The sequence below is a fragment of the Cyanobacteria bacterium FACHB-DQ100 genome (assembly GCA_014695195.1).
Lineage (GTDB): Bacteria > Cyanobacteriota > Cyanobacteriia > Leptolyngbyales > Leptolyngbyaceae > Leptolyngbya.
In genome coordinates this window covers 187,190-210,424 of record JACJNW010000037.1, presented here as the reverse complement: position 1 = coordinate 210,424, position 23,235 = coordinate 187,190, and the positions used below count along the sequence as shown (strand labels likewise).

The 23,235-nt window shown below is 48.8% G+C and carries 19 protein-coding genes; 12 read left to right on the top strand and 7 right to left on the bottom strand.

What is annotated here, in order from left to right; genetic code table 11:
• Positions 1-466: 466 nt before the first annotated feature.
• The 5 genes from H6F51_21980 to H6F51_21960 all read left to right on the top strand — a co-directional run bounded on the left by H6F51_21980 (position 467) and on the right by H6F51_21960 (position 5,495).
• Entirely contained in the window at positions 467-1,033 is a 567-nt protein-coding gene (locus H6F51_21980) for a photosystem I assembly protein Ycf4 (protein ID MBD1825139.1), read from the top strand.
• 171 nt (positions 1,034-1,204) lie between these two features.
• Positions 1,205-1,978: a peptidylprolyl isomerase gene (locus H6F51_21975; protein MBD1825138.1), complete on the top strand. Its 774-nt coding sequence runs from the start codon at positions 1,205-1,207 to the stop codon at positions 1,976-1,978.
• Positions 1,979-3,091 carry a beta-ketoacyl-ACP synthase gene (locus H6F51_21970; GenBank protein MBD1825137.1) on the top strand — a complete coding sequence of 371 codons (1,113 nt, stop codon included), beginning with the start codon at positions 1,979-1,981 and terminating at the stop codon, positions 3,089-3,091.
• A gap of 31 nt (positions 3,092-3,122) precedes the next feature.
• A complete protein-coding gene (locus tag H6F51_21965; GenBank protein MBD1825136.1) occupies positions 3,123-4,667 on the top strand; it encodes an FAD-binding oxidoreductase in 1,545 nt (514 codons plus the stop codon).
• Positions 4,668-4,670: 3 nt separating this feature from the next.
• Positions 4,671-5,495, top strand: coding sequence for a tetratricopeptide repeat protein (locus H6F51_21960; GenBank protein ID MBD1825135.1), 825 nt, complete (start codon positions 4,671-4,673; stop codon positions 5,493-5,495).
• On the opposite strand, the gene H6F51_21955 is transcribed toward H6F51_21960, so the two are convergent.
• A complete protein-coding gene (locus tag H6F51_21955; GenBank protein MBD1825134.1) occupies positions 5,492-5,935 on the bottom strand; it encodes an SRPBCC family protein in 444 nt (147 codons plus the stop codon). The two genes, H6F51_21960 and H6F51_21955, sit on opposite strands and share 4 nt — an antisense overlap.
• Positions 5,936-6,381: 446 nt before the next feature.
• Here H6F51_21955 and H6F51_21950 point away from each other — a divergent pair, with 446 nt between their 5' ends.
• Both H6F51_21950 and ftsE read left to right on the top strand, forming a co-directional pair.
• Positions 6,382-8,055 carry a mechanosensitive ion channel gene (locus H6F51_21950; GenBank protein MBD1825133.1) on the top strand — a complete coding sequence of 558 codons (1,674 nt, stop codon included), beginning with the start codon at positions 6,382-6,384 and terminating at the stop codon, positions 8,053-8,055.
• A 216-nt stretch (positions 8,056-8,271) separates the two neighbouring features.
• Positions 8,272-9,003, top strand: coding sequence for a cell division ATP-binding protein FtsE (ftsE, locus tag H6F51_21945; protein ID MBD1825132.1), 732 nt, complete (start codon positions 8,272-8,274; stop codon positions 9,001-9,003).
• On the opposite strand, the gene H6F51_21940 is transcribed toward ftsE, so the two are convergent.
• Complete coding sequence (locus tag H6F51_21940; GenBank protein MBD1825131.1) at positions 8,991-9,194, bottom strand: DUF2949 domain-containing protein; 204 nt, start codon at positions 9,192-9,194, stop codon at positions 8,991-8,993. The two genes, ftsE and H6F51_21940, sit on opposite strands and share 13 nt — an antisense overlap.
• A gap of 294 nt (positions 9,195-9,488) precedes the next feature.
• On the opposite strand from H6F51_21940, the gene H6F51_21935 reads away from it, so the two are divergent.
• On the top strand, positions 9,489-10,280 hold the full coding sequence (locus tag H6F51_21935; GenBank protein ID MBD1825130.1) for a YdcF family protein: 792 nt from the start codon (positions 9,489-9,491) through the stop codon (positions 10,278-10,280).
• Positions 10,281-10,469: 189 nt separating this feature from the next.
• Complete coding sequence (acsF, locus tag H6F51_21930; GenBank protein MBD1825129.1) at positions 10,470-11,546, top strand: magnesium-protoporphyrin IX monomethyl ester (oxidative) cyclase; 1,077 nt, start codon at positions 10,470-10,472, stop codon at positions 11,544-11,546.
• A 57-nt stretch (positions 11,547-11,603) separates the two neighbouring features.
• On the opposite strand, the gene H6F51_21925 is transcribed toward acsF, so the two are convergent.
• Both H6F51_21925 and H6F51_21920 read right to left on the bottom strand, forming a co-directional pair.
• Positions 11,604-12,665, bottom strand: a complete 1,062-nt coding sequence (locus H6F51_21925; protein ID MBD1825128.1) for a hypothetical protein — start codon at positions 12,663-12,665, stop codon at positions 11,604-11,606.
• Between the two features lie 91 nt (positions 12,666-12,756).
• Positions 12,757-12,933 (bottom strand): hypothetical protein, encoded by a 177-nt coding sequence (locus H6F51_21920; GenBank protein ID MBD1825127.1) that lies wholly within the window; start codon positions 12,931-12,933, stop codon positions 12,757-12,759.
• Positions 12,934-13,098: 165 nt separating this feature from the next.
• On the opposite strand from H6F51_21920, the gene H6F51_21915 reads away from it, so the two are divergent.
• Both H6F51_21915 and H6F51_21910 read left to right on the top strand, forming a co-directional pair.
• Positions 13,099-14,880 (top strand): carbohydrate porin, encoded by a 1,782-nt coding sequence (locus H6F51_21915; GenBank protein MBD1825126.1) that lies wholly within the window; start codon positions 13,099-13,101, stop codon positions 14,878-14,880.
• A gap of 6 nt (positions 14,881-14,886) precedes the next feature.
• Entirely contained in the window at positions 14,887-15,846 is a 960-nt protein-coding gene (locus H6F51_21910; GenBank protein MBD1825125.1) for a hypothetical protein, read from the top strand.
• 78 nt (positions 15,847-15,924) lie between these two features.
• Here H6F51_21910 and H6F51_21905 read toward each other — a convergent pair whose 3' ends face one another.
• Positions 15,925-17,904: a polysaccharide biosynthesis protein gene (locus H6F51_21905; protein ID MBD1825124.1), complete on the bottom strand. Its 1,980-nt coding sequence runs from the start codon at positions 17,902-17,904 to the stop codon at positions 15,925-15,927.
• Positions 17,905-18,696: 792 nt separating this feature from the next.
• On the opposite strand from H6F51_21905, the gene H6F51_21900 reads away from it, so the two are divergent.
• Positions 18,697-19,056, top strand: a complete 360-nt coding sequence (locus H6F51_21900; GenBank protein MBD1825123.1) for an ATP-binding protein — start codon at positions 18,697-18,699, stop codon at positions 19,054-19,056.
• Here the strand turns inward: H6F51_21900 and H6F51_21895 are convergent.
• Both H6F51_21895 and H6F51_21890 read right to left on the bottom strand, forming a co-directional pair.
• Positions 19,016-20,593, bottom strand: coding sequence for an alpha/beta hydrolase (locus tag H6F51_21895; GenBank protein MBD1825122.1), 1,578 nt, complete (start codon positions 20,591-20,593; stop codon positions 19,016-19,018). The two genes, H6F51_21900 and H6F51_21895, sit on opposite strands and share 41 nt — an antisense overlap.
• Before the next feature lie 287 nt (positions 20,594-20,880).
• On the bottom strand, positions 20,881-23,076 hold the full coding sequence (locus H6F51_21890; protein ID MBD1825121.1) for a polysaccharide biosynthesis tyrosine autokinase: 2,196 nt from the start codon (positions 23,074-23,076) through the stop codon (positions 20,881-20,883).
• Positions 23,077-23,235: the final 159 nt, after the last annotated feature.

Genomic DNA, 23,235 nt, shown 5'->3' with positions numbered 1-23,235 from the left:
TGCCAGACCAGCCGACGAAGACGAATCTGTCGCGTTTGAGCCAGTCGTCGAGGGCATCAAAGATGCCGCGTTGCGCTGGCGCGCGACCTACTGCGATGGTCATTTGAAAAATCCTCTAGCTATACGAAAAATTACGGGCTGTCTAGAGTGAACGAGTTTATATGCCTATACATAATAGGAGAAATTAGAAAATTTACAAACCGATACGTGGAATCTCAGCTAACTTTTTTTGAACTTTCCTACGATCGCCAATCAAAATAGGAGTTTTAGCATTTTCGATCCAGATTTGATTCCTGAGAAAGTTCAATTGTCAATAAGTACCTATACTTATGTTTACTTACGCTTACAAAGCGTTGTAGGGAGTATACTAGATAGGGTTGTTTTTAAGATTGTAAAACGCTCTGAGTACGGTTCAGACCGCTTACAGAGTGGAAGTCTTGAAAGTTTTTTAGGTAGCACAAGCGCTATGGCGGCACAAACCACCTCTTCAGAAAATCTTGTTTTGCGTCAGCCGGTCTTAGGGGCACGGCGATTTAGTAACTACTGGTGGGCGACGATCGTGTCGATCGGAGCCAGTGGATTTTTTCTTGCTGCAATTTCGAGTTACACAAAAGTTAATTTGCTGCCGTTCTCTGATCCGACCGAGCTTGTGTTTGTTCCTCAAGGTTTGGCAATGGGCTTTTATGGGACGGCTGGATTATTGCTGGCGACTTACTTATGGTTGACGATCGCTTGGAACTTGGGCGGCGGATACAACGAATTCAATAAGGAAACCGGAGAGGTCAAAATTTTTCGCTGGGGCTTTCCCGGAAAAAATCGACGGGTGGAAGTTGACCTGAAAACCTCGGATGTGCAAGCGGTGAAAGCGGTGTTACGAGAAGGTGTGAATCCCCGACGCTCTCTTTATCTCCGAGTGAAAGGGATGCGGGATATTCCCCTGACGCGAGTGGGGCAACCGCTGACATTAGCGGAATTAGAAAATGAAGCAGCAGGGTTAGCTCGATTCCTGGGTGTGCCGCTTGAAGGACTGTAAATGCTGAGCTGCCAGAATAACGAAGAGGTTTGTGGAGCCAAGTTCTACAAACCTTTTTTGTCGATTTAAGCTGATGGAATATGCGTAAGATGTTAGATGGTCTGTTGGGATAGGTGATTTAAAATGCGGACAAAATTTCAAAACTGGGTTGCGTGCTCGTTGATTGTCGGGATGGTTGCGCTGACTGGATGTAATGGACAGCCGCAGACCTCGGCTGCACCGACCGGCTCACCAACTCCTAGTAGCCCCGCCCCGACTGCAACTGCGACTTCTTCTCCTCAAGCCGGTGGGCTACCCCGATTGCAGGGAAAAGCGACAGTCGTAATCACAGTGAAGGGTTCACCAATCACGATGGAGCTTGATGGGACAAGTGCGCCAATTACAGCAGGAAATTTTGTCGATTTGGTAAATCGCAAGGTTTATGACGGACTAGTGTTTCATCGCGTCGTGAGAGAGCCACAGCCATTTGTAGTGCAGGGGGGCGATCCTCAAAGTAAGAATCCGAATGTGCCGCTCGATCGTCTGGGAACCGGTGGATTTATTGACCCAGCGACGCAACAACCCCGCGATGTTCCCCTTGAAATTACGCCGCAGAAGGCAAATGAACCAATTTATAGCCGGACATTTGCTGAAGCGGGCATCGACGTTCCACCGAAGCTCAGACATACTCGTGGTGCAGTAGCAATGGCTCGATCGCAGGCTCCCGATTCTGCCTCTTCTCAGTTCTACATTACCCTGGCGGACTTGCCGTTCTTGGATGGAAACTATGCGGTGTTTGGGTATGTGACTCAGGGAATGGAAACCGTTGACAAGATTCAACAGGGCGATCGTATTGAGTCGGCAAAAGTAACCCAAGGGTTAGAGAATTTAAAAACAAGTAGTACTGCAAGTCCTTCTCCGAGTCCAACCGGAAGTCCTTCTCCGAGTCCGACGACTTCGCCTTAAATGTCTGTTGTTGTAACTGGAGTGGGTTTAGCGTCAGCATTAGGAAATCTGGCGCAGACTTGGGAAAGGTTGGTAGAAGGACGATCGGGCATTCAGTTCTACCAGCCTTTTTCAGCCTTGGAGCCACGACCGATCGCGCTGATTGGCAAATATCCCGCTGAGATTCTGGACTTAACGCGCCAAGTTGTTTTAGATGCTATGAACGATGCTGGATTAACAGCACCGTTGTGCAAGTGCGGTATCGTCGTCGGGTCGAGTCGGGGAAATCAGGCGCAGTGGGAAAAGTTAACCGTAGGAGAAGGTGAGTTTCTAAACTGGTTGAATACTTTGCCGAATGGAAGCGCGATCGCTACGGCTCAATTGGTTGGGTCTCAAGCGATCGTGCTTGCTCCGATGGCGGCTTGTGCCACGGGACTTTGGGCGATCGCGCGGGGAGCAGAATTGATCCGCAGTGGGCAATGTGAGCGCGTGATTTGTGGGGCGATCGAGGCTCCGATTACGCCGCTAACGCTGATCGGATTTCAGCGAATGGGGGCACTAGCAAAAGATGGCGCGTTTCCGTTTGATGTCGATCGACAGGGCTTGGTGCCAGGCGAGGGCGGTGCAATTTTTGTGCTGGAGTCTGAAACGGTGGCACAGCGAAGGAATGCCAAAATCTATGGTCGGGTTTTGGGGTTTGGGCTGACGGCAGATGGTTATCATGTCAGTGCGCCAGAGCCGGAGAGCCGAGCCGCGATCGCGGCTGTGAAACAGTGCCTTGAGCGGAGTTCTCTGAAAGCTCAAGAGGTTGATTACATTCACGCCCATGGAACGGCGACGCAGCTAAACGATCGCAACGAAGCACAATTGATCCAGCGCTGTTTTTCCGATTCTGTTTGGGTAAGTTCGACGAAAGGAGCGACAGGGCATACACTTGGCGGATCTGGGGCATTGGGAGCAGCATTTTGTTTGATGGCGTTGAAACATCAGATTGTGCCGCCGAATGTGGGGATGAGAAACGGGGAATTTACGCTAGCGATCGCGACATCGGCTGAATCGACGGAATTAAGAAACGTTCTGTGCTTCAGTTTTGGATTTGGGGGACAAAATGCGATCGTGGCATTCGGTCGATAATTTACGATAGAGAAACGATCGCGGTGAACGAATGTCAGTCACAGAAGAGATTTTAGCCAAGATTCCAGGAAATTCCTTGGAAGGATTACGTCGAGTCGATGCCCGATGGAAAGAGGTGCGAGAAGGTTCGATGTCCGTTCCACAGGCGGTTGAAGTGAAGGATCAGCCTTTAGATTCAGTGGATTGGGATGTCGTGATTTGTGGCGGAACGTTGGGAATTTTACTGGGTGCGGCATTGGTTCAGAAGGGTTGGCGAGTAACACTGATCGAGCGAGGAGTTTTAAAGGGGCGAGAGCAAGAATGGAACATTTCTCGCCAGGAATTAGAGGTGTTTATAGAGTTAGGATTGCTGAATGAAACGGAGTTAGAAGCTGCGATCGCAACTCAATTCAATCCCGTCCGGATCAGCTTTTCTGAGGATAATCAGATTTTTGTTAAGAATGTCCTAAATACTGGAGTTGATCCAGCGTATTTACTAGAAACACTAAAACAATTATTTCTCAAAAATGGCGGTAATCTAATCGAAAATACGCCCTTTGAAAGTGTACAAATTCATCCGAATGGAGTGTGTATTAATCAGTCACTAACTGCCTATTTGCTGCTAGATGCGATGGGGCATTTTTCACCGATTGTTCAACAAGCAAGACAGGGAAAGAAACCAGACGGAGTTTGCTTAGTGGTTGGAACTTGTGCAAAGGGATTTGAACAAAATGAGGCGGGAGATTTAATTGCAGCTTTTACGCCAATTCAGAAACAGTGCCAGTATTTCTGGGAGGCTTTTCCTGCAAGAGACGGAAGAACCACTTATCTATTCACTTATTTAGATGCGGATCGCGATCGATTTTCACTAGAAACGCTATTTGACGACTACCTCAAACTTCTGCCTGAGTACCAAAGCATTGAACTTGAGCAACTTGAATTTGTTAGGGCATTGTTTGGTATCTTTCCCTGCTATCGTGAAAGTCCTCTACATCTAGAATGGGATCGAATTTTGCCGATCGGGGATAGCAGTGGCAGTCAATCGCCCCTCAGCTTCGGTGGCTTTGGAGCAATGGTGCGGCACCTGAAACGATTAACAAATGGGATTGATCAGGCGCTACGATGCCAAAGGCTCGATCGTTCATCTTTAGCGCTGCTGCAACCTTATCAGCCAAACTTATCAGTCACCTGGCTATTTCAGCGATCGATGAGCGTTGGCATAAATCAAAAAGTGAATCCCGCTCAGATTAATCAATTACTGATGGCAGTTTTTTCGGAGATGCAACAGTCCGGTGAGCAAGTTTTGAAGCCTTTTTTGCAGGATGTCGTTCAGTTTATGCCACTTTCTCAAACCCTGATTAGAACAGCAATTGCTCATCCAGGGTTGGTTTTGAAGATTATTCCCCACGTTGGCGTTTTAGCTCTGCTAGATTGGATGCTGCACTATTTTAATTTGGCAATCTATACCGTCTTGTCTGCGATCGCGCCAAAACTAAAACCTTGGATTGAAGCACTACCGCCCGTTCAGCAATATGTTTGGAATCGGTGGGTGGATGCCTGGCAATACGGTTCAGGAAATGATTACGTAGGACATTAAGGAATGGAATTCTCGCTGGCTCGACAACGTTTTTATCAGGAAGTGCGTCAGGATGATGAAGAGATCAACCTAGAAAAAGCAGCCCTTTATATTGCACAAGAAGAGTATCCAGAATTAGAGGTTGATTACTATTTGAAAGCCCTTGATCAAATGGCAGCGGAGATTCAAGCTAGGCTTCCAGAAGAACCCTATCCGCTGCGAATTGTTCAAACAATTAATCAGTATTTGTATAAAGATTTAGAATTTCATGGAAATTCTGAAGATTATTATGACCCGCGGAATAGCTTTTTGAATGACGTGATCGATCGCAGAACTGGAATTCCAATTTCACTAGCATTGTTGTATTTAGCGATCGCAAAACGCATTGATTTTCCGATGATTGGAATTGGAATGCCGGGGCATTTTCTCATTCGTCCTGCGGTGAACGAAGACATGGAAATTTTTGTGGATGCGTTTCATGAAGGAGAAATTCTGTTTCCGCAAGATTGCCAAGAGCGATTAAATCAGCTTGCCGGACAGCCTGTTGAAATGCGTCCCAAGTTTCTAGAAGCAGTGACCGCAAAACAATTTTTGGCGCGAATGTTGACCAATCTAAAGGGCATTTATTTAAACCAAGGCAAAATTGGAAAATGCCTTACCATGATTGAAAGAATTTTGATTCTGTTTCCCGATGCGCCGTTTGAGCTACGCGATCGCGGCATCATCTATTTTCAAACCCATCGCTGGATTGAAGCTCGCCAAGACTTAGAGGCTTATCTTGATAACGTTCCAAACGCGAACGATCGTGATGTGATTGAACAATTGCTCGATCGCATCGAAGGCAGTTAGCTTAAGGTTTCTGCCACTCGCTTTAATCGGCGCAATTGCGCCTGCATATCTTCTTGTGTCCACTTTGCCGCAAATTGGTTAAATCCAAAGCGCACGATCGCGTTGGGAATCTCGAATTCAAATCGATTGATCAGGCGGGTTCCCCTGTCTTCGGGTTTGCATTCCCAGCGATCGCGCCCCTTAAAAAATCCCTCAAATTGCCACACAACTAAACCGGGCTGCCGCTCCGCAACGACACTTTTAAGTGCAGGTTGTAACACCGGAATTTGAATCACAAAGCGGCTCTCGCTGCCAACTTCGGTAGACCAATGATCGATCGGTTCGCAGCGCAATGCTGGATTCAGCCAACGGTGCATCAACTTTAAGTCAGTAAAGCAGCGCTCTACATTGGTTGCGCTGGCTTGAATTAGGATTGATTGCTCGAAAACTTGTGGCTCCACCGATTTCTCTCCTGCGATCGATTCCTTTTATTGTCTCTGAATTCGCAAACCTAGCTTGATCGTTCGACCTCTCTCTCTGGACTGAAGAAAAAACAATTTAGGAAATGGGATACTCTCCACTAACTTGTGCGACTCAGCAATTTTTGTCGAGTTAAAACGCGAGCTTAGCAAACTGGCATCGTCGATCGATTATCCAGACACTTCATAGAAAGTTCAAAAAAGTGTTTCCAGGAGCTTTTCTCTAACGAGAGATACGAGTACGCTTATGGTGCAACCGTAATTTTAGGGAGAAACCGCTAAACGTTGAGCAAACCGTCCGCAGTTTTACGGTGGACAGCTCTAATATTCAGCAACTGATTTATTTTCCTTAGGACAACGGTTGTCATAGATCTACAAAAGCGATCGATTCGGCGCTTTTTGAAAGCGAAAGGATTTATCAAAACATCATGAATGAGTTCTGGCAACATCTTGATCAGTTCAGCGACATGCCGCGATTTGCGGGAAATTTTCAATTCGCCCAACTCCCCCCCGGAGAGGCACCATTCGGCTACATCCAAGGAATTAATGTCGCTGAGTTAATCATCAAACTCGGCGGGGCGCTGCTTGTCCTATTAATTGGAGCACTGGTCGCTGTCTTCGTATCGAGTGTTGTGCGCGGATTGCTGAAGCGAACCACACTCGATAATCGACTCGCAGACTGGGTTGCTGGCGGACGAGGACGAGCAAATTTTAACGTTGAAGGTTTGATTTCAACGATCGTCTTCTGGATCATAATGATCCTGGCTGTAGTCGCTGCTTTAAATGCGCTTGGGTTAAACACAGTTTCACAGCCGCTCAATAATTTTCTCAATCAAATTTTCGCCTTTCTCCCGCAGTTGGGTGCGGCTGCACTCTTGGTCGGATTGGCTTGGGTTGTGGCGACGCTTGCGAAAACGATCGTCGTTCGCACCTCGGAATCGTTTTCTTTAGATGAGAAGCTCTCTGAGCCAAGTGACGATCCGTTAGCGACCCCTCCCTTTCGGCTCAGTGAGACGTTAGGCAATGCGGTTTACTGGTTTGTTTTCCTATTTTTCTTGCCGCTGATTTTAGGCGTACTGAATTTGCAAGGCCCGCTCCAGCCGGTTCAGAATCTGCTGAATGATATCTTAAGCGCCCTTCCCAACATTATTAAAGCGTTGGCGATCGCGGTGGTGGGTTGGTTTATTGCTCGAACAGTTCGGGGAATTGTCACAAACTTGCTGAGCGCGATCGGGACAGATCAAGTGGGAGCAAGAATTGGACTAAACCGAGCCAGAGGCGGTCAATCGCTGTCCTGGATTTTGGGCACGATCGTCTATGTGTTAATTCTGATTCCAACTGCAACTGCCGCGCTCGATGCACTCAGGATTCCAGCGATTTCGGTACCTGCAACCGCAATGCTGAATCAAGTGCTAAACGCCTTGCCGTTGATCTTCACCGCCGCCGCAATCTTAGCGATCGCTTATGTAATCGGCAAGTTTGTTGCCGATTTGGTATCTAGCATTCTCGCAAGTATTGGATTCGATAATCTCTTTTATTGGCTAGGGCTGCAATCGGCACCTTACACACCCAAGGTTCCACCCGAACAGTACAGTACCGAGTTTCAAACCGGCGAAACGCTGCCACAGGTGAGTCAACCCATAGATCAACAGAAAATGGCAGTACGATCGCCATCTGAGATTGCGGGCATCATCGTTTTGGTTGGAATTCTGCTGTTTGCGACCGTTGCGGCGGTAGATGTGCTGCAAATTCAAGCCTTAACGGCGATTATTTCTGGCTTGCTTTACATTTTCGGGCGCATTTTGTCTGGGCTAGTCGTGTTTGCGGTTGGATTGTACTTTGCGAACTTGGCGTACAGCTTGATTACCAGTTCTGGCAGCCGGCAGTCGAAATTGCTGGGTCAGACAGCGCGAGTTGCGATTCTGGGATTTGTCGCAGCGTTGGCGCTTCAGCAAATCGGGATTGCGCCGAATATTGTGAATTTGGCGTTTGGGCTATTGCTGGGCGCGATCGCGGTGGCGATTGCGATCGCGTTTGGTCTTGGCGGTCGGGATGTCGCGGGTGAGCAGTTGCGTGAGTGGTTGAAAGACTTCAAGCGTTAGTGTGCGAGGGTGACAAACTTTCATGCTGACTCAGGTGGGGAGTGGGGTGTTGCCCCTTTTTACCCCTGCTCCCCGCTCCTTAGTCCTTTTAGCCTTCACAACTCAAACAGGAGCGCTCAATCAAGCTCACCTCTTTCTAAGATCCCGCGATTTCCCGGAGGAAGCAACCTGATTTCGGGTGTACAAGGGTGGAGTTGATTTCCCGTGTCGATCGTTATGGCTCAAGCCCTGAATCGTCCGTCGCCCTCTGTCCCTACCCGTGATGACTCTCAATCTGTGCCAGCAGCGCTAATCCAACTGCGTCAGGTGAGCAAAACTTACCCGAACGGAAGTTCTGCGCTCTCCGGCATTTCGCTCGACGTGAAAAGCGGCGACTTCTTGTTTATTACAGGGCCTTCCGGCTCCGGGAAATCAACTCTTCTTAAATTGCTCTATGGCGCAGAACTGCCCTCTGAAGGCGAAATTTTTGTCAATCGTCAAAATCCTGCTCGTCTACGCGGCAATCAACTCGCCTTTTTGCGCCGTCGCATCGGTGTTGTGTTTCAGGATTACAAGCTGATTCCGCGTCGAACCGTGGCGGAAAATGTCTCGTTTGTTCTCTGGGCGCAGGGGTACTCTCGTCCTGAAATTCAGCGGCGCTTACAGCCTGCTCTGAAAATGGTAGGTCTGGTTCACAAAGCAGATTGTTTTCCAGAAGAGCTTTCTGGTGGGGAACAGCAGCGGGCAAGTATTGCGCGGGCGATCGTCGGAACTCCCCCGATTGTCCTAGCCGATGAGCCGACCGGAAATCTTGATCCAGAAAATTCGTTGCAAGTGGTTAAGATTCTTAAAAAGCTAAATCAAATTGGGGTTACGGTTTTAGTGACAACGCACGATGAAAATCTGATTCGGCAAGCAAATGATCCGGTCGTGCAAATTCGCAACGGTCAGCTGTATCACAGGGTGTAGCTGACTTTTTCTAGCCAGTCAAAAATCTGGTCAAGCTGGTTCAGCGTCACTAAACCATACTGCCATAAAACCATTGGAAGAGGTGTAAGTTCCGGTTGACTGTGCTTGACCGCAAAATCGATCGCAGAGATGGGAAGCGCAAGTTCTTCCCGGAGAAACCGAATTAATTCTGACCGCTTTTTCGTTTCCATGTTGCCGCCCTGCTGTATGAGAAACAATTTAACTTATGTAAACAAACTTCATCAATTTCAAAATCATCCAAAGGTTCAGGCTTTTCAATCCAGAACTGTGACTGCACTCTATCCTCGAAAATACTTAAACACTCGATTGAGTATTCAGTCCCATTCGCTAAACTTCCGTAGTTATCCCGATTGCAAAAAGCGATTTCAGCATTTAAGCAGCAAAAGCGATCAAATCATAAAGGAGAGATACAATACTTTGCGAAATCGGTTACGTTTCCGTGTGCCAAAGGCATCGCAATCTCAATGTTTTTATTTTTCTCCAAACTACTGCCCCTGTTTATTTACCCGCTGGGCTTAAGCTGCTTGCTGCTGCTGCTCACGTTGGTTTTGATATTGCAAAAGCGATCGCGCTTAGCCTTAATCCCCGTCACGCTCACCTTTTTAATTCTGTTGCTGAGTTCAAGCCCTTGGGTCAGCGACGCGATTGTGAAAACTTTGGAATATCAGTACATCACGGAAGGCGAACTGCCGACCGCAGATGCGATCGTGGTGCTAGGCGGCTCAACGGGAGCGGCGCTACCGCCTCGCCCCTGGATTGAAGTCCAAGAGGAAGGCGATCGCGTTCTCTACGCAGCAAAGCTCTATCGAGAAAAGAGAGCGCCCCGTCTGATCCTCAGCGGCGGACGGATTGATTGGCGATCGAATCCGGGTTCCGAAGCTGAAGACATGGCGATTCTGATGGAACCGATGGGAGTTCCGCGCTCAGCGATGCTACTTGAATCGCGATCGCTCAACACCCGCGAAAACGCCGTAAACACGCTAGAAATAATGAAAGCGAATAAGATTGAGAAAATTCTACTGGTAACATCGGCGATGCATATGCCGCGATCGATGCTGATCTTTAAGAAGTTGGGAATTGATGCCATTCCCGCTCCGACCGATTACACCTTAGTCCAAGCTGAGCAAGCCTCAAAATCGACGTTAGAAGCGAGAATTCTAGATTCCTTACCGGATGCCGATCAAATTCGTCGCACCACTCGTGTACTTAAAGAATATGTCGGAATCTTAGTGTACCGAGTGCGAGGGTGGGCTTAATGCCTCTGCGCCCTTGACCAATGTTCCAAAATGTAAAGACTCGTTGCAACTCTTAATAAATCCGCGTCAAAGCGCTGCAGGAAGCTTGATACACTAAAAGTCGTAATCGATCGTGGAATCAAGTCCGGTAAAGCGATTTGCCGCATCCACAGACTGCACCTAGACCACACTGCGCTCTGCGTAAAACTCATGGTAGATTCTCTTAAAAAACCAGGCTTTGAAGAACTGCGCCCTGGAATCAAAGTTCCAGCGAAAGAAACGATTCTCACGCCGCGCTTCTACACCACCGACTTTGACGAGATGGCGCAGATGGATCTCTCGGTTAACGAGGAAGAATTCGAGGCGCTCGTTGCAGAATTGCGAAACGACTACAACCGCCACCATTTTGTGCGGGATGAGGAGTTCGAGCAATCCTGGGATCACATCGACGGCAATACCCGTCGTGTGTTTGTCGAATTCCTAGAGCGCTCCTGCACCGCAGAATTTTCGGGCTTTTTACTTTACAAAGAACTGTCCCGCAAGCTGAAAGACCGCAATCCGCTTCTAGCTGAAGGATTTTCGCTGATGTCTCGCGATGAGGCACGTCACGCAGGCTTCCTTAACAAAGCGTTGTCTGACTTTAATCTTTCGCTTGATTTAGGCTTTTTAACCAAGAGCCGCAAGTACACATTCTTTAAGCCGAAGTTCATCTTCTACGCAACTTACCTATCCGAGAAGATTGGTTACTGGCGCTACATCACAATTTTCCATCACCTCAAAGCGCATCCTGAAGATCGGCTGTATCCGATTTTCAAGTTCTTTGATAACTGGTGCCAAGATGAGAACCGCCACGGAGACTTCTTCGATGCGTTGATGCGGACCCAGCCCCAGTTCCTCAACGACTGGAAGGCTAAACTCTGGTGTCGATTCTTCTTGCTGTCAGTGTTTGCGACGATGTACCTGAATGACATTCAGCGCACCGAATTCTATGAAGCGATCGGTCTTAACACCCGCGAGTTTGAGTACACCGTGATCGAGAAAACTAACGAAACCGCAGGTCGTGTTTTCCCGGTTATTCTCAACGTGAAGCATCCAGAGTTCTATGCGCGACTTGAAACTTGCGTTCAGAACAACGAAAACTTAAGAGCGATCGACAGCAGCAGCAGATCGAAATTCGTGAAGACGCTGAAGAAAATTCCTTACTACGTCTCGAATGGCGTTCAACTTGCAAAGCTATATTTCATTAAGCCGATCGACATGACCGCATCGCACGGTCAAGTCAGATAATTACGCTACCCGGTTGAAAGCGGTTCCCCAGATCAAAAGATTGGTGGAACCGCTTTTTTATTCATCAATCTGCCAAAGTTCAGTTGAATAAGCCTCGTCTAAAACCTTTTTCGGACGCATCACCAAAATTACCCGTCCTAAAAGCGTGACTGTCGGTGCTTCTTCAAACCACTGCAATTCAAGCTGTTCTCCGTTGGCGACGGCAAAATAATGCTCTAATTGCCATTGCCGCTCTGATCGATCTAGCACCACGATCACTTCTTCCGGATTCCCAGATAATGGAGTCGGTAATCGATCGCTATCACACAAAAGCGCGACCGGATCTTCAGCACTCCGAATCACTTGCCATCCTGGAACCGTTATCCACGCGCCTGTACCGGAAAACTGCACGAGTGCAAACGCGCCCGTCTCCTCGATCATCGGGACAGCGTGAAGATCTGCGATCGTTAATGGCATCTTGCCGGCAACGGGGAGAATGCGCGGCAGTTGGTCGTCCGACTCCAGACGGTAAACCGGAAGACGGGGGGCAGGACGCTTGGGTGTGACCGTGAAATCAGTCAGCAGAGACTCGATCGCTTTTCGAGCCGTTTCACTGTGGGCAAATTTTAAGCCTCTAGCAATCAGGCGCGATCGTTCTTGCAAATCGGTTTTCTCTTTTGCACTCTTCCAAGCTTGGTAAGCCACTGCATCACCCGGATGTGCGGTGAAAGCTTCAGGCTGCTTGCTCAGGCGTGAGTAATCTTTGAGGGCACGAGCAACTTCATGAACCTCATCCGTGTCTAAGTTCTTTTCAAACACTAACTCTGCGGCTGCGGCTCTTTCAGATTGAGAGAGAATCCGTAATTCGTAGAGAATATCGCTGGCTCTGTTGCCAAAATACGATCGCACCGCATCCGAAACCCCGACCTTAAGCATCGAGTCGAATACCTGAGCCGCAACAGTAATTTGATTTTGATGAATTGGCTCAAATCCGGTGGCTTCAAAAATAGCTTGTGGTGTATGGCCTGCTTTTTGCAGTGTTTGACAAGCGTGTGCCCACTCAACCCATGATCCCTCTTTACGACGGAGTGATAGAAGCAACTCGTCAGCGTTTGGTAATTCTTGTGGTGTCTCAGTCATAACGCGGCTCTCCCAGTAATCCTCAATCAGATTACCAAACCCGCGATGCCTCCGGTGCAGGAAAACCCGTTTAGCAATGCGAGGCGATCATTTAGACTTCGGAATTCCCAGGTTGATCGACGCGAGTAATCGTAAGTGTGCTTTTGTCGATCGGGAAAACAGGCTTACTTGAAATGCGCTGATAGTAGTGGCAGATGCCAAGTACAACGGCAAATCCAGCAATTAGAGCAAAAATTGCACTGGGACGATATCGAGAATGAACATTCATATAAGCATTAGTGATAACAGGGCGTAATTCAACTTAACTCTTGGGGTATACCGAGTACGCCCACCTTCAGAAAGATAATTTTTTGCATCAGTAGTACCAATTGCTAACGTGAGTTTTTATACGTAAATGCGGGTATAAGGAGAATGCAACATTTGGAGTAAGACGATGACCGAGACTGGAGCGATCGCATATCCCCCGCAGCCGTCCCGCTTAGTTGTCGGGAGGAAGACCCTTCAAAACTCGATTCATCTAAACTCAAAGCCGACTAACGCTAAAGTTGGAACTCCAGAGACAGTCCGATCGCCAGAGTTTAGCGAAATAAAAACAAATACACCAGTTGCATTAAGGCCGATTGCACCGGATGTCGATCGTCCTTCTTCAGCAGTACCAGAGTTTAGTTCGATTCGTGCGATCGCGTCAGAAACCGAACCCGTTGTAGATGGAATGGATCAAGTTACGTCGGTTTCGCAATTGTCGGACGTACAGCCGAGGGACTGGGCATTTCAAGCATTACAGGGATTAATTGAGCGATATGGCTGTATTGCAGGATATCCAGACCGTACTTTTCGGGGCGATCGAGCAATCACTCGATACGAGTTTGCGGCGGGACTAAATGCTTGTCTCGATCGAGTACAAGCATTACTCAGGGCTCAGCAGTCTAACATCGTCACCCAACCAGATTTGGACACGCTGCAAACTCTACAAGCGAAATTTACATCTGAACTGGCAGCGCTAAACGGTCGAGTTGATCACTTAGAAGCGCGATCGACCACGCTAGAGAAGCAGCAATTCTCAACCACGACGCGATTGTTTGGGCAAGCGATCGTATCTGCCCAAGCCAGCAATCAAGCAAATGTTGATTTGTTTCCCAGAGACGGTGTACCTGAACGTCAAGGGGAATTAAAACCCACATTCACAAGCAATGTTCAACTCTCACTTGCTACTTCATTCAGTGGACGAGACTTGCTGTTAACCACGCTGCAAACTGGAAACTTACGATCGTCTGCGCCTAATCTCTTTACCAATATGGGGCGGCTCTCCTACGAATCCGAACAAGACAATCAGATCTTTATCAGCGATCTGTCTTATCGATTCCCCATTGCTGATAATTTTGGTGTTTTGATCGGTGCAGTAGGCGTGAATCCCGCAAATACCTTTCGAGGGATCAATCCGCTTGAAGGTGCAGGCGATGGCGCACCTTCATTGCTCGGACAACGCAATCCAATCTTAGCGATCGGGAACGGCACAGGCGGTGTCGGGTTCGATTGGCAAATCAATCCGCACCTCAGTTTGCAAGGAGTGTATAGTGCTGAATTGCCCTCGTTTGCGGGAAATGCAGATGCCGGTGGACTAATCGGAGGTCGGTACGCTGCTGGAGCGCAATTGACGCTCGCGCCCACCAATACGCTCAACATCGGCATTCATTATCTATTTTCACGATCGCCCGATGGCTTCATTGGAACCGGAATCGGAGATTCACAATTGCTCTCACCGTTTGCACCGACGAATACCGCATTTACCACTCACGCGATCGGTGCAACAGTCGCTTGGCGGCTCAATCAGAAATGGACGATCGGCGGCTGGGGTGGATGGACAAGCTCAAAAGCCGTTGAGCTTCCCGGTTCAGTACAAACAACAAACTGGATGGTCTTTTCTGCATTTCCTGACTTGTTTGTGCCGGGAAATCTCGGTGGTCTTCTGTTTGGACAACCGCCTAAAATCACAAGTAGTACGCTACCCGAAGGCTATAACTTCCCTCGGTTTAGCAACACAGGGGGCAGAGGCGGACAACCTGACACCGCGCTGCATTTAGAGGCATTCTACCGCGCCAGACTCAATTCCTCGATCGACATTACTCCTGGCGTTCTCGTGATCTTCAATGCGAATCACAATGCTGCAAACGATCCGATCGTCATTGGCACGGTGCGGACAACATTCCGGTTTTAAGTCACTATGCTCTCTAGAACCCTTTTTACGATCGCGCTTTCATTTGGCACTCTTGGAATTGATCCCGCCTCTGCCCAAATTGTCATCCGCAGTACGGGCGTAGTTTCTGGCACAGTTGTTCCTCCCAGCCAAAACCCAAACTTTAACCAAGGCACCACCCGAGTCAATACAGATAGTCAAGGACGCTATTTCAGAAACGGGCAGCTTGTGTATTCGGCGCAAGACTTCAACCCGAATCTCGTACAGGTCGATAGCAGCGGGCGCTACTTTGTCGATTTTCGCGGAATTCCGATCGTCTCAACCGATGGAGTGCTAACTTCTCCAGTGCTATCGGGAGGGGAACTCCAGCCAGTCCGCCGCAATCACAATGCACCAACTCGATTTCACGGCACGATTCAAGATGAACTGGTTGTACGGGGAAGATACACAGGCATCGCCACCGATCCTGCAACCGGATTCCAGTATCAGGGCACGTTTGATATCAGTGGACAGGGAGCGCGATATAGCGATCGTAACGGAGGAACCAGTCCAACCGTGTTTGATTTCCGATCGCACTACAATTTCAACGCCAATCCTCAGATTCCACCCCGCCCTACGGTTTCTTCGTTCCGCATCAATGCGATGCCTGTTCAGTTGCGCGTAACTATTCCCGCAGGTTTAGCTCCGATCGCCCCGTCTTCACCTACTATCCCTAGTCCGGGTACACCGGCAGTTCCCAATCCGGGGACGCTTCCCCCTTCGACTCCGAGTGTGCCGCCAATTTCAGCTCCGAGTGTGCCATCTCCTTCGACTCCAAATGCGCCGCCAGCTACCGTACTCCCTCCTTCGGCCCCGATCGGGATTGACCCAAATTTGGGCGGGATTTTGAGTAGCAATCAGCTACAGCAAGTTAGCCGCGTTGTGCTTGAAGGCTCGAAAGCTTCGTCTAGACAAATCGGGCCGAGTAGTCGAATTTTGCTGAGATAGGCTGAGAGAAAACGAGCAGATAACCTGATATGAGTTCTTTCCACCGAACTCCGTCAGGTTAATCTGTTTGTCCGATCGCTAATTGTGATGACGGACGGTAGAGGCTTGTGTTGCAGGAGCATACTCAGGGACAAGCGTTTTGAGCAGCGATCGCAGTTTATTTGGATTCTTCTGATACGCCACCAAGAAAAGCTGATCCAATAACAGCTCTAATTTTTCCCAAGGGATCATTGCTTCTCGTGCTGCAAAAATCTTTGGATGACTCGTCGCCATCGCATCTCCACCAATGAGTAACTCTTCATAGAGTTTTTCACCCGGTCGTAACCCTGTCACCTCGATCTCGATATCTTCTCCTGGCACCAGACCGCTGAGTTCGATCATCTGCACGGCAAGATCATGAATTCTCACAGGCTCACCCATATCTAACAGAAACACTTCGCCCCCCTGACCTATTGCACCGGCTTGGATCACCAATCGTGAGGCTTCTGGAATCGACATAAAATAGCGCGTCATCTCTGGGTGCGTCAGCGTAATCGACTTACCTGCTGCAATTTGCTGCTTAAATCGCGGCACAACTGATCCATTACTGTTCAACACATTGCCAAATCGAACCATCACAAATCGAGTATGGGTCTCTGGTTTTGCTGCTAGCGCTTGAAGTACCAGCTCCGCAATTCGCTTTGTTGCACCCATCACATTCGTTGGACGCACTGCTTTATCGGTGGAAATCAACACAAACGTGTCAACTCCACAGCGATCGGCAGTCTGCGCCGTCACCATTGTTCCATAAGCATTGTTGATAATGCCTTGCTCCGCATTGCTTTCAACCAGCGGAACGTGCTTGTAGGCAGCGGCATGATAAACCGTCTCGACCTGGTATTTTTGAAAGACTTCGGTTAAACGATCGCCATCTGTCACTGATCCGAGATGCGCTTTACGAGGAATATGCGGATAGGTTTCTGCCAGTTCTGCATCGATCGAATAAAGCGCAAATTCATTCAATTCATACAGCACCAGTAAGCGGGGGTTTTGTTCAGCAATTTGGCGACAAAGTTCTGAGCCGATCGAGCCACCTGCTCCAGTAACGAGAACAGATTTATCGGTAATGTTGATTCGCAGCAAGCCCGGATCGGGTAAAACTTCCTCACGTCCTAGCAAATCAGAAATATCCACATTCCGAATTTTTCCGATCGACACTCGCCCCGTCACAATCTCTCGGATTGAAGGAACGGTTTTCACCTTTACCGGAAGCCCTTTTAAGCTTTTCAGAATTCGTCGCTTTTCCTGCGGCTTTGCAGACGGAATCGCCAGCAACACCATCGTCACCTGATACTGATCAATCAGCACTTTTAGCATCGCAGGATGATGGATTTGAATGCGATCGAGCAATCGTCCCTGAATATCAAGATCATCATCAACAAAGGCAACGACTTGATAAGCAGATTCACGCATCAGCGCTTGGGAAAGCTGAAATCCAGCCGAGCCTGCTCCATAAATGATAATCCGCTCCGTCTCATGCTGATCTTCCAGGGTTGGAAGCACACGCAGAATTTTGCTCGATGTCTTCGGTGCAGTCTGCATTAACATAAAAAACCGACGCACCGAAAACCGTGTACCTACTACTCCAATCCAGGTAATCAGAGCGCTGATAATCTGCACCGATCGTGGCAGTACGGGGACACCCATTAGCGTAGTAAAAGCAACTAATCCCGCTTCGCTTAAAATGACTGATTTTAACGCCAACCACAACACCTCAGTCCCGGTGTGGCGCAGCAGAGGGCGATACATTCCCAGCAAATAGAAAATACAAAATTTAACCGGAATGACCAATATCAAGGCACTTTGATATTGATTGAGGTGATCGAATAAAGGCTGATCTTCAAATCGAAGGCTCAGCGCAACACAAGTAGCAGTCAGAAAGATTGCGCTATCACTGCCAAATAGAAGATAGCGCCGGAGTCGTTTAGGCGAACTGAGAGTTGCTCGAATCGCCCTCAGTAGTAATCTAGTTTGAAATATCCAAAGGATAGATGAAGAGACAGATAGTCTTTCACGCATGAGAATCTCGTTCCTAAATCAGTTGCGTCTACTCTTTGGAATCGGTTTGAAAAAGTGGGTAGATGAGATTCTCGATTCCACTATGTCCCTGATAGTTCGGCAAAACTGAAAATTGGTAGAGATCCCTGAGTCAACAAATACTGTGTCTAAGCTGGGAAGGGCAGTGAAATTAAGTCGCCTTGAGCTTAACCATCTGTACGTATATAGTGAAAATACTATCTTTGTCGAGGTTTGTACTTAAAGAGATGACCAAGACTCAAAGCAATGAATGAACTAGAGGTGAACTTCAAATTAAACTGATGAATCGGTTTGCCTCCAACGTAGACGAAAGATGGTGATACTGCGAAGCGGTTAAACACGCAAAATTGGATCAATGCGTTTTACAAGAGATTACAGATGAGGTAATGAGAGCTTCTCAGTATTTGTACGGCTTAATTCGTCGTAGGTTGGCTTAACTCAGGCTAACTTTGCTCAAATCAGCTTGATTTGGTGATCACAACACTGGTAAAAAGTTTGCACAAACTCAGTGTTTTCCAGGAAGTTGAAGCGATCGCACGTAGAGTTAACTTGAGAATACGGAGAAACAGTTAAAAATGCCAATATGCTCAAAAGCTGCGATGAGGGTTCGATCGAATTACACCTAGAAAACAAGAGTCTACCGTCACATGAAAGGACGTTGTGTGAAGGACATATGAAGATGACCAAGATTCTGCGGATCACCTGGATGAGCAAAGAGATCGGCTGATAGAAAATGCTGAAGCTTCTGTGAAAAGTTATTTACGATGAATTCAGATGCCACCCTCCACTGCACTGCTAAGTGAAGCAATGTTCCAGCTTTGGCACACGACTGCTTTACCGCAGCTTTGGGAATGCGGACAGTGGCATGGACAGTTTGCGCTAGGGTCAATCTGGTTTGACAGTCAATGGTTTTTGATTCGAGACCAACACACAGATCAGCTTTTAGGATTCGCCACAATCAGTCGTGTAATCGAAATCGATGCGGGATTGCTTCAGCGGATTCTGGCAAACTTGCTGTCAAACAGTATCAAATATTCACCGCAGGGCGGCAATATCTTTTGTCGATTGGCGATCGACACGAATCAATCCCGCTCTAAAACATTGCGGCTAAGCTTAACCAGCGGGTTAGATTAGTCGGTAGCTCAGTGTTGAGCCGCAGAGGTAAGTCGGGCTTGGACAGCGATCGGGCATACCCCGGTGATAAAAATGGCTGATAGGTTTTCGCTTCGGGCGTGGCTTGCTTGATGAAAGCTAAACTCACGCCTTGTAACAGACGGCGCAGGGGTTCCATTTCTTCTCCTTTGCGCTCTTTGACGAGGGTTCCTTGCGCGACTGCACCGCTAAAATTGCCCGGATCGCTCACGCTTAAGTGCGTCGTTCCGATCGCGGTCAGCAAGTATTTCGGGGTTGGCAGTTGCAAAAAGGGCTGAAGCTGCTGGCTAAACGCAGGCGCTAACGTATCATCGGTACTGGTGAGAATCAAAGTTGGAGTTGCCACCGATTTGAGTCCCGATTTGCCGAAAATTTGCCCGATCGCTGGATTCAGCGCGATCGCTTGCGCCACTCTCGGATCACGCAGACTGAGACGATTTTCGGGACGCTCAGTAGCAGCACACTGCAACCAATCTGCTGGAACTCGATCGAGCAGCCCACTGGTACGGCAATATTCGCGAAGTTCATCGAATCGCAGTTCTGCTCCCGCTAACGCTAACGCCTCATAGCCACCGAGCGAATGTCCGATCACGGTGACTTGTTGAGTATTCAGTTTTCCTTGCAGCGCACCGGGTTGCTGATTCAGTTCCGCAAATCTATCCAGCAAAAATTGAATATCCTTGGGGCGATCGATAAACTCGCTCGCTGGAATTAACCGATCGGGGTTCAGCGCAGAAAGCGACCCCGCCCGCGCTAGAAACGGATGCTCGATCGCTGCGACCGTTAATCCATGTGAGGCAAGATGCCGTGCTAAATAAGCGAGAAACTTACGATTTGCTTCAAATCCCGGTGTAATCACGACGAGGGGCGCTTGAGGATTGGCAGCACTCCAGTAAAAATCAACGGGTAATCTGCGATTGCGCTTCTCATCAATGAATAAAAGCGAGTCCTCCTCGACCTGCTGCGCTCCTGCGATCGACGGATCAAACGAGGCGCGAAACGTTGAGCTGCCTGGATCTAAACTGCGCTCTAACAGTGAGCGAATGCCCTGCGTTTTCCAGTATGAAAAATTAAGCTGCGATGCGATTCCTACTGCTTGAGTCACATCAACCGTCACACTATCCTGGGGAATCGCTTTGAGCACCCCGATCGCGTCTAAGCCGTTTGCCTGCCGCGCTGCCAGCCAAAATCCTGCCTGTAAAGTTTCTACGCTCAGTCCTGGTGCCGCTTGCCGAATAGAGTCCAACACCTGCCGACCAGAGGGCGACTTGAGCAAATCTTCCATAATTTGAGTGCCCAAGTTCGGATCAAGCTGTAATCGGCTGTTGAGCGCTCTGCGGAAGTCAGGCGTTAGCAGTGCCGAATAAAGCTGGAGCGTCGAGGGAATTTCGCCTGTTTTAGCAAATTTTTCTAAGTCTGAAACGGCGATCGATTGCTCAAACGGCCCTAACCGTAAATTGAGCCGTTCAGCTGCAAGGCTCGGCGAAGCTCCAGCCACAGCCAGCGCCAATCCTCCGATAAACCCGAATCCGATCGTTTTCCAAGAGAAGTATCGCTTCACCGTAAAAATCCTTTGTCAAGTGCCTAATCCAACCGAAACGAGGTGCGACTTTTGGAGTTGTTGCACCTCGTCGTCATGCCGATCTTGATTCTAAAGCTGACTTTAATTCTTTAACGAAGTTCCCTGGGCGTTCGCGATCGAGTTTGAGTGATGAGCGCTAAAAGGGAACCCCGGCATGAAAAAAAGCGCGATGCCTCTCAGCAGACATCGCGCTAGTTCCTCTTTACAGCAAACTGATTTGGGGGCTACCTAGTTAACACCGATCGCGTCCGTTCACCGCGATCAGAAACTTGCTCACGCGGGCTGGTGTAGTAGAAGTAGCTGTCCGGCTCGTACCGTACATTCACACCGTTTGCCACCAGTCCTAGAATGTTGGGTTCGGAGCGATCGAGCAGCGATTTTGCCGCTGCGACGCTGGCTGAATCCGCTACACCCGGACGCACCGCAATCAAAACTCCGTCTGCCATCTTGCCCAGTACCGCAGCGTCCGCAGTGCCCGCAAGCGGTGGCGTGTCGAACAAGACATAATCATAGTCTTTGGCGACGGTTTCGAGGAACGTAGTCATCGCCTCAGAATCAAGAATTGCGAGTGGATTGGGTGGCATTACACCCGCAGTCAGAACCGATAGGTTGCTCGTAATCGGCTTCACCGCTTGTCGCAGTTCGCTTTGATCGACCACAACGTTACTTAAACCCACCGAGTTCACTAATCCCCAGAGATGATGCTGTGTTGGATTCCGCATATCTGCATCGACGAGCAGCACCTTACGACCCGATTGCGCCATGGTGGCTGCAAGGTTCGCCGTCACTTCAGATTTACCTTCTCTAGGAACAGCACTGCTCACGACGATCGTCTTCACCTTCCGATCAAGGCTCATGAACTTCAGGTTCGCTTGTAGCATCTGATAGGCTTCATGAATCATCGATCGCGGCGAAGTCATCGCGATTACTCGTGGCGAGATATCATCACCGCTCGGCGAGATAATCGTCGGAGTATCACTGGTTTCAAATCGGGGCACTAACCCCAACAGGGTATAGCCATACTGTGCTTCGGCATCTTTCACTGTCTTGAGCGATCGGTCGATTGCATCGATCAGGAATGCCGCCGCAATGCCTAACAGTAACCCCACGATCGCTCCGGATGCCAACAAGAGCAGGCGCATTTGTCCGGCGGGTTGGGTCGGAACTAGCGCGTTTTGCAGAATCCGGGCGTTGCCGACCTGCTGATTTTTTGCGACCTCAATTTCTTGCTTGCGGGCATTGAGGTTTTGATAAGCAGTCAGCGCAATTTCCTGCTGACGGACAAGATCGCCCTCTTGCTTAATTAAGGCTGGAGTTTCTAAGGCGCGACTGCGGTAGTTGGTTAATAAGCCCGATATCATCGAGATGCGGCTATCTAAACCGAGGCGCTGAGACTGTAGTTGTGCCAAGCTTTGAGCAAGGTTACGTTTAATATCACCGACTTGCAGCCCTCCCGGAGCAACAGACACATTTGCGCCCACAGCTTCTACCACTCGCGATTGCAGGAGGGCGTTGAGGTCATCCCGCTGCTGCTGCAAGGTTTGAATTTGCGGCGTAGTGCCTTTGAATCGGGATTGCTCGGTAACGAGACGAGTTTCAACCTGCTGAAGTTGGCTAAGAACTTCTTGAACGCCTGCGGATTGGCTGAGAGAGGCAAGGTTGATAGCTTGATCGAGGCTAAGTCCTAATTGATTCACAACCGCTTGCTCTTGCCGAGCGACATCGGCAAGCTGTGCCCGCGCTTGGCTTAACTGATCTTGAAGGGTTGCGGCTGAGGCAATGTTTGCAGCCGACTCGCGCTCTAAATCGACAATGCCATTGCGGGTTCTAAAGTTGCGTAGGGCTTCAGAAGCTTTGTTCAGTTCTTCTTGTGCAGCAGGAAGCTGATTTTCGATAAAACCACCTGCTTTGGTGGCTTCTTCCTGGTTGGTTTTAAGGTTGCTGTCGATGTAGGCTTTCATGATCAAGTTGACCACGTTTGCTGCCATCTCTGGGTCGTCGTCGTTGTACTTGACGTTGAGAATATCGGTAGTTGGAACGGGTTCGACCTTAAGCCGTCGAGCCAGTTCTTCAGGAGTCATCGATCGTCCTTTGCCGTTCTTAAGTTGCAGCGTATCAATTACGCGCTGCAAATTGGGGTAGGACATCACGACGACTGCTTGAGTATCGAGTGGATTACCTTCGCGTCTGAGGGGTTCAAGCGTTCCGATTTTTTCACCGACACCGGTTAGCGAGGTGGTGCGGTTTGTCTGAACTAACACTCGCCCGTTTGCTTCATAGCTCGGTCGTTGCATGGTGGTTGCCAGTCCAACGAGTCCGACTGTTGCGGCAAACACACCGACAGTAACTAACCAGCGACGTTTCAGAACGAGCCAATGGCTTTGAAGATCGAAGTCTTCGGAGTAGCGCTTTGTCTCCATGTTTATGCTTGTCATAAAGAGGAATCTCTACTTAGAAAAATGGGTTGCTCATGACCTGGGCAATAGATGAGACCGAGAGGAGAGCATTTGGGCGGGTTCAGGAGTTAAAACTCTTGCGTCTAACAAGACTTTTGGCTTACTTATTACGTAATCTAAGTG

What these genes read in the sequence shown, in the direction of transcription:
- H6F51_21980 (MBD1825139.1), top strand. Translation starts at nt 467, where the DNA reads ATGGCGGCACAAACCACCTCTTCAGAAAATCTTGTTTTGCGTCAGCCG.
- H6F51_21965 (MBD1825136.1), top strand. Translation starts at nt 3,123, where the DNA reads ATGTCAGTCACAGAAGAGATTTTAGCCAAGATTCCAGGAAATTCCTTG.
- H6F51_21960 (MBD1825135.1), top strand. Translation starts at nt 4,671, where the DNA reads ATGGAATTCTCGCTGGCTCGACAACGTTTTTATCAGGAAGTGCGTCAG.
- H6F51_21950 (MBD1825133.1), top strand. Translation starts at nt 6,382, where the DNA reads ATGAATGAGTTCTGGCAACATCTTGATCAGTTCAGCGACATGCCGCGA.
- H6F51_21940 (MBD1825131.1), bottom strand. Translation starts at nt 9,194, where the DNA reads ATGGAAACGAAAAAGCGGTCAGAATTAATTCGGTTTCTCCGGGAAGAA.
- acsF (MBD1825129.1), top strand. Translation starts at nt 10,470, where the DNA reads ATGGTAGATTCTCTTAAAAAACCAGGCTTTGAAGAACTGCGCCCTGGA.
- H6F51_21915 (MBD1825126.1), top strand. Translation starts at nt 13,099, where the DNA reads ATGACCGAGACTGGAGCGATCGCATATCCCCCGCAGCCGTCCCGCTTA.
- H6F51_21890 (MBD1825121.1), bottom strand. Translation starts at nt 23,076, where the DNA reads ATGGAGACAAAGCGCTACTCCGAAGACTTCGATCTTCAAAGCCATTGG.
- H6F51_21900 (MBD1825123.1), top strand. Translation starts at nt 18,697, where the DNA reads ATGCCACCCTCCACTGCACTGCTAAGTGAAGCAATGTTCCAGCTTTGG.
- H6F51_21920 (MBD1825127.1), bottom strand. Translation starts at nt 12,933, where the DNA reads ATGAATGTTCATTCTCGATATCGTCCCAGTGCAATTTTTGCTCTAATT.
- H6F51_21970 (MBD1825137.1), top strand. Translation starts at nt 1,979, where the DNA reads ATGTCTGTTGTTGTAACTGGAGTGGGTTTAGCGTCAGCATTAGGAAAT.
- H6F51_21925 (MBD1825128.1), bottom strand. Translation starts at nt 12,665, where the DNA reads ATGACTGAGACACCACAAGAATTACCAAACGCTGACGAGTTGCTTCTA.
- H6F51_21910 (MBD1825125.1), top strand. Translation starts at nt 14,887, where the DNA reads ATGCTCTCTAGAACCCTTTTTACGATCGCGCTTTCATTTGGCACTCTT.
- H6F51_21905 (MBD1825124.1), bottom strand. Translation starts at nt 17,904, where the DNA reads ATGCGTGAAAGACTATCTGTCTCTTCATCTATCCTTTGGATATTTCAA.
- ftsE (MBD1825132.1), top strand. Translation starts at nt 8,272, where the DNA reads ATGGCTCAAGCCCTGAATCGTCCGTCGCCCTCTGTCCCTACCCGTGAT.
- H6F51_21935 (MBD1825130.1), top strand. Translation starts at nt 9,489, where the DNA reads ATGTTTTTATTTTTCTCCAAACTACTGCCCCTGTTTATTTACCCGCTG.
- H6F51_21975 (MBD1825138.1), top strand. Translation starts at nt 1,205, where the DNA reads ATGGTTGCGCTGACTGGATGTAATGGACAGCCGCAGACCTCGGCTGCA.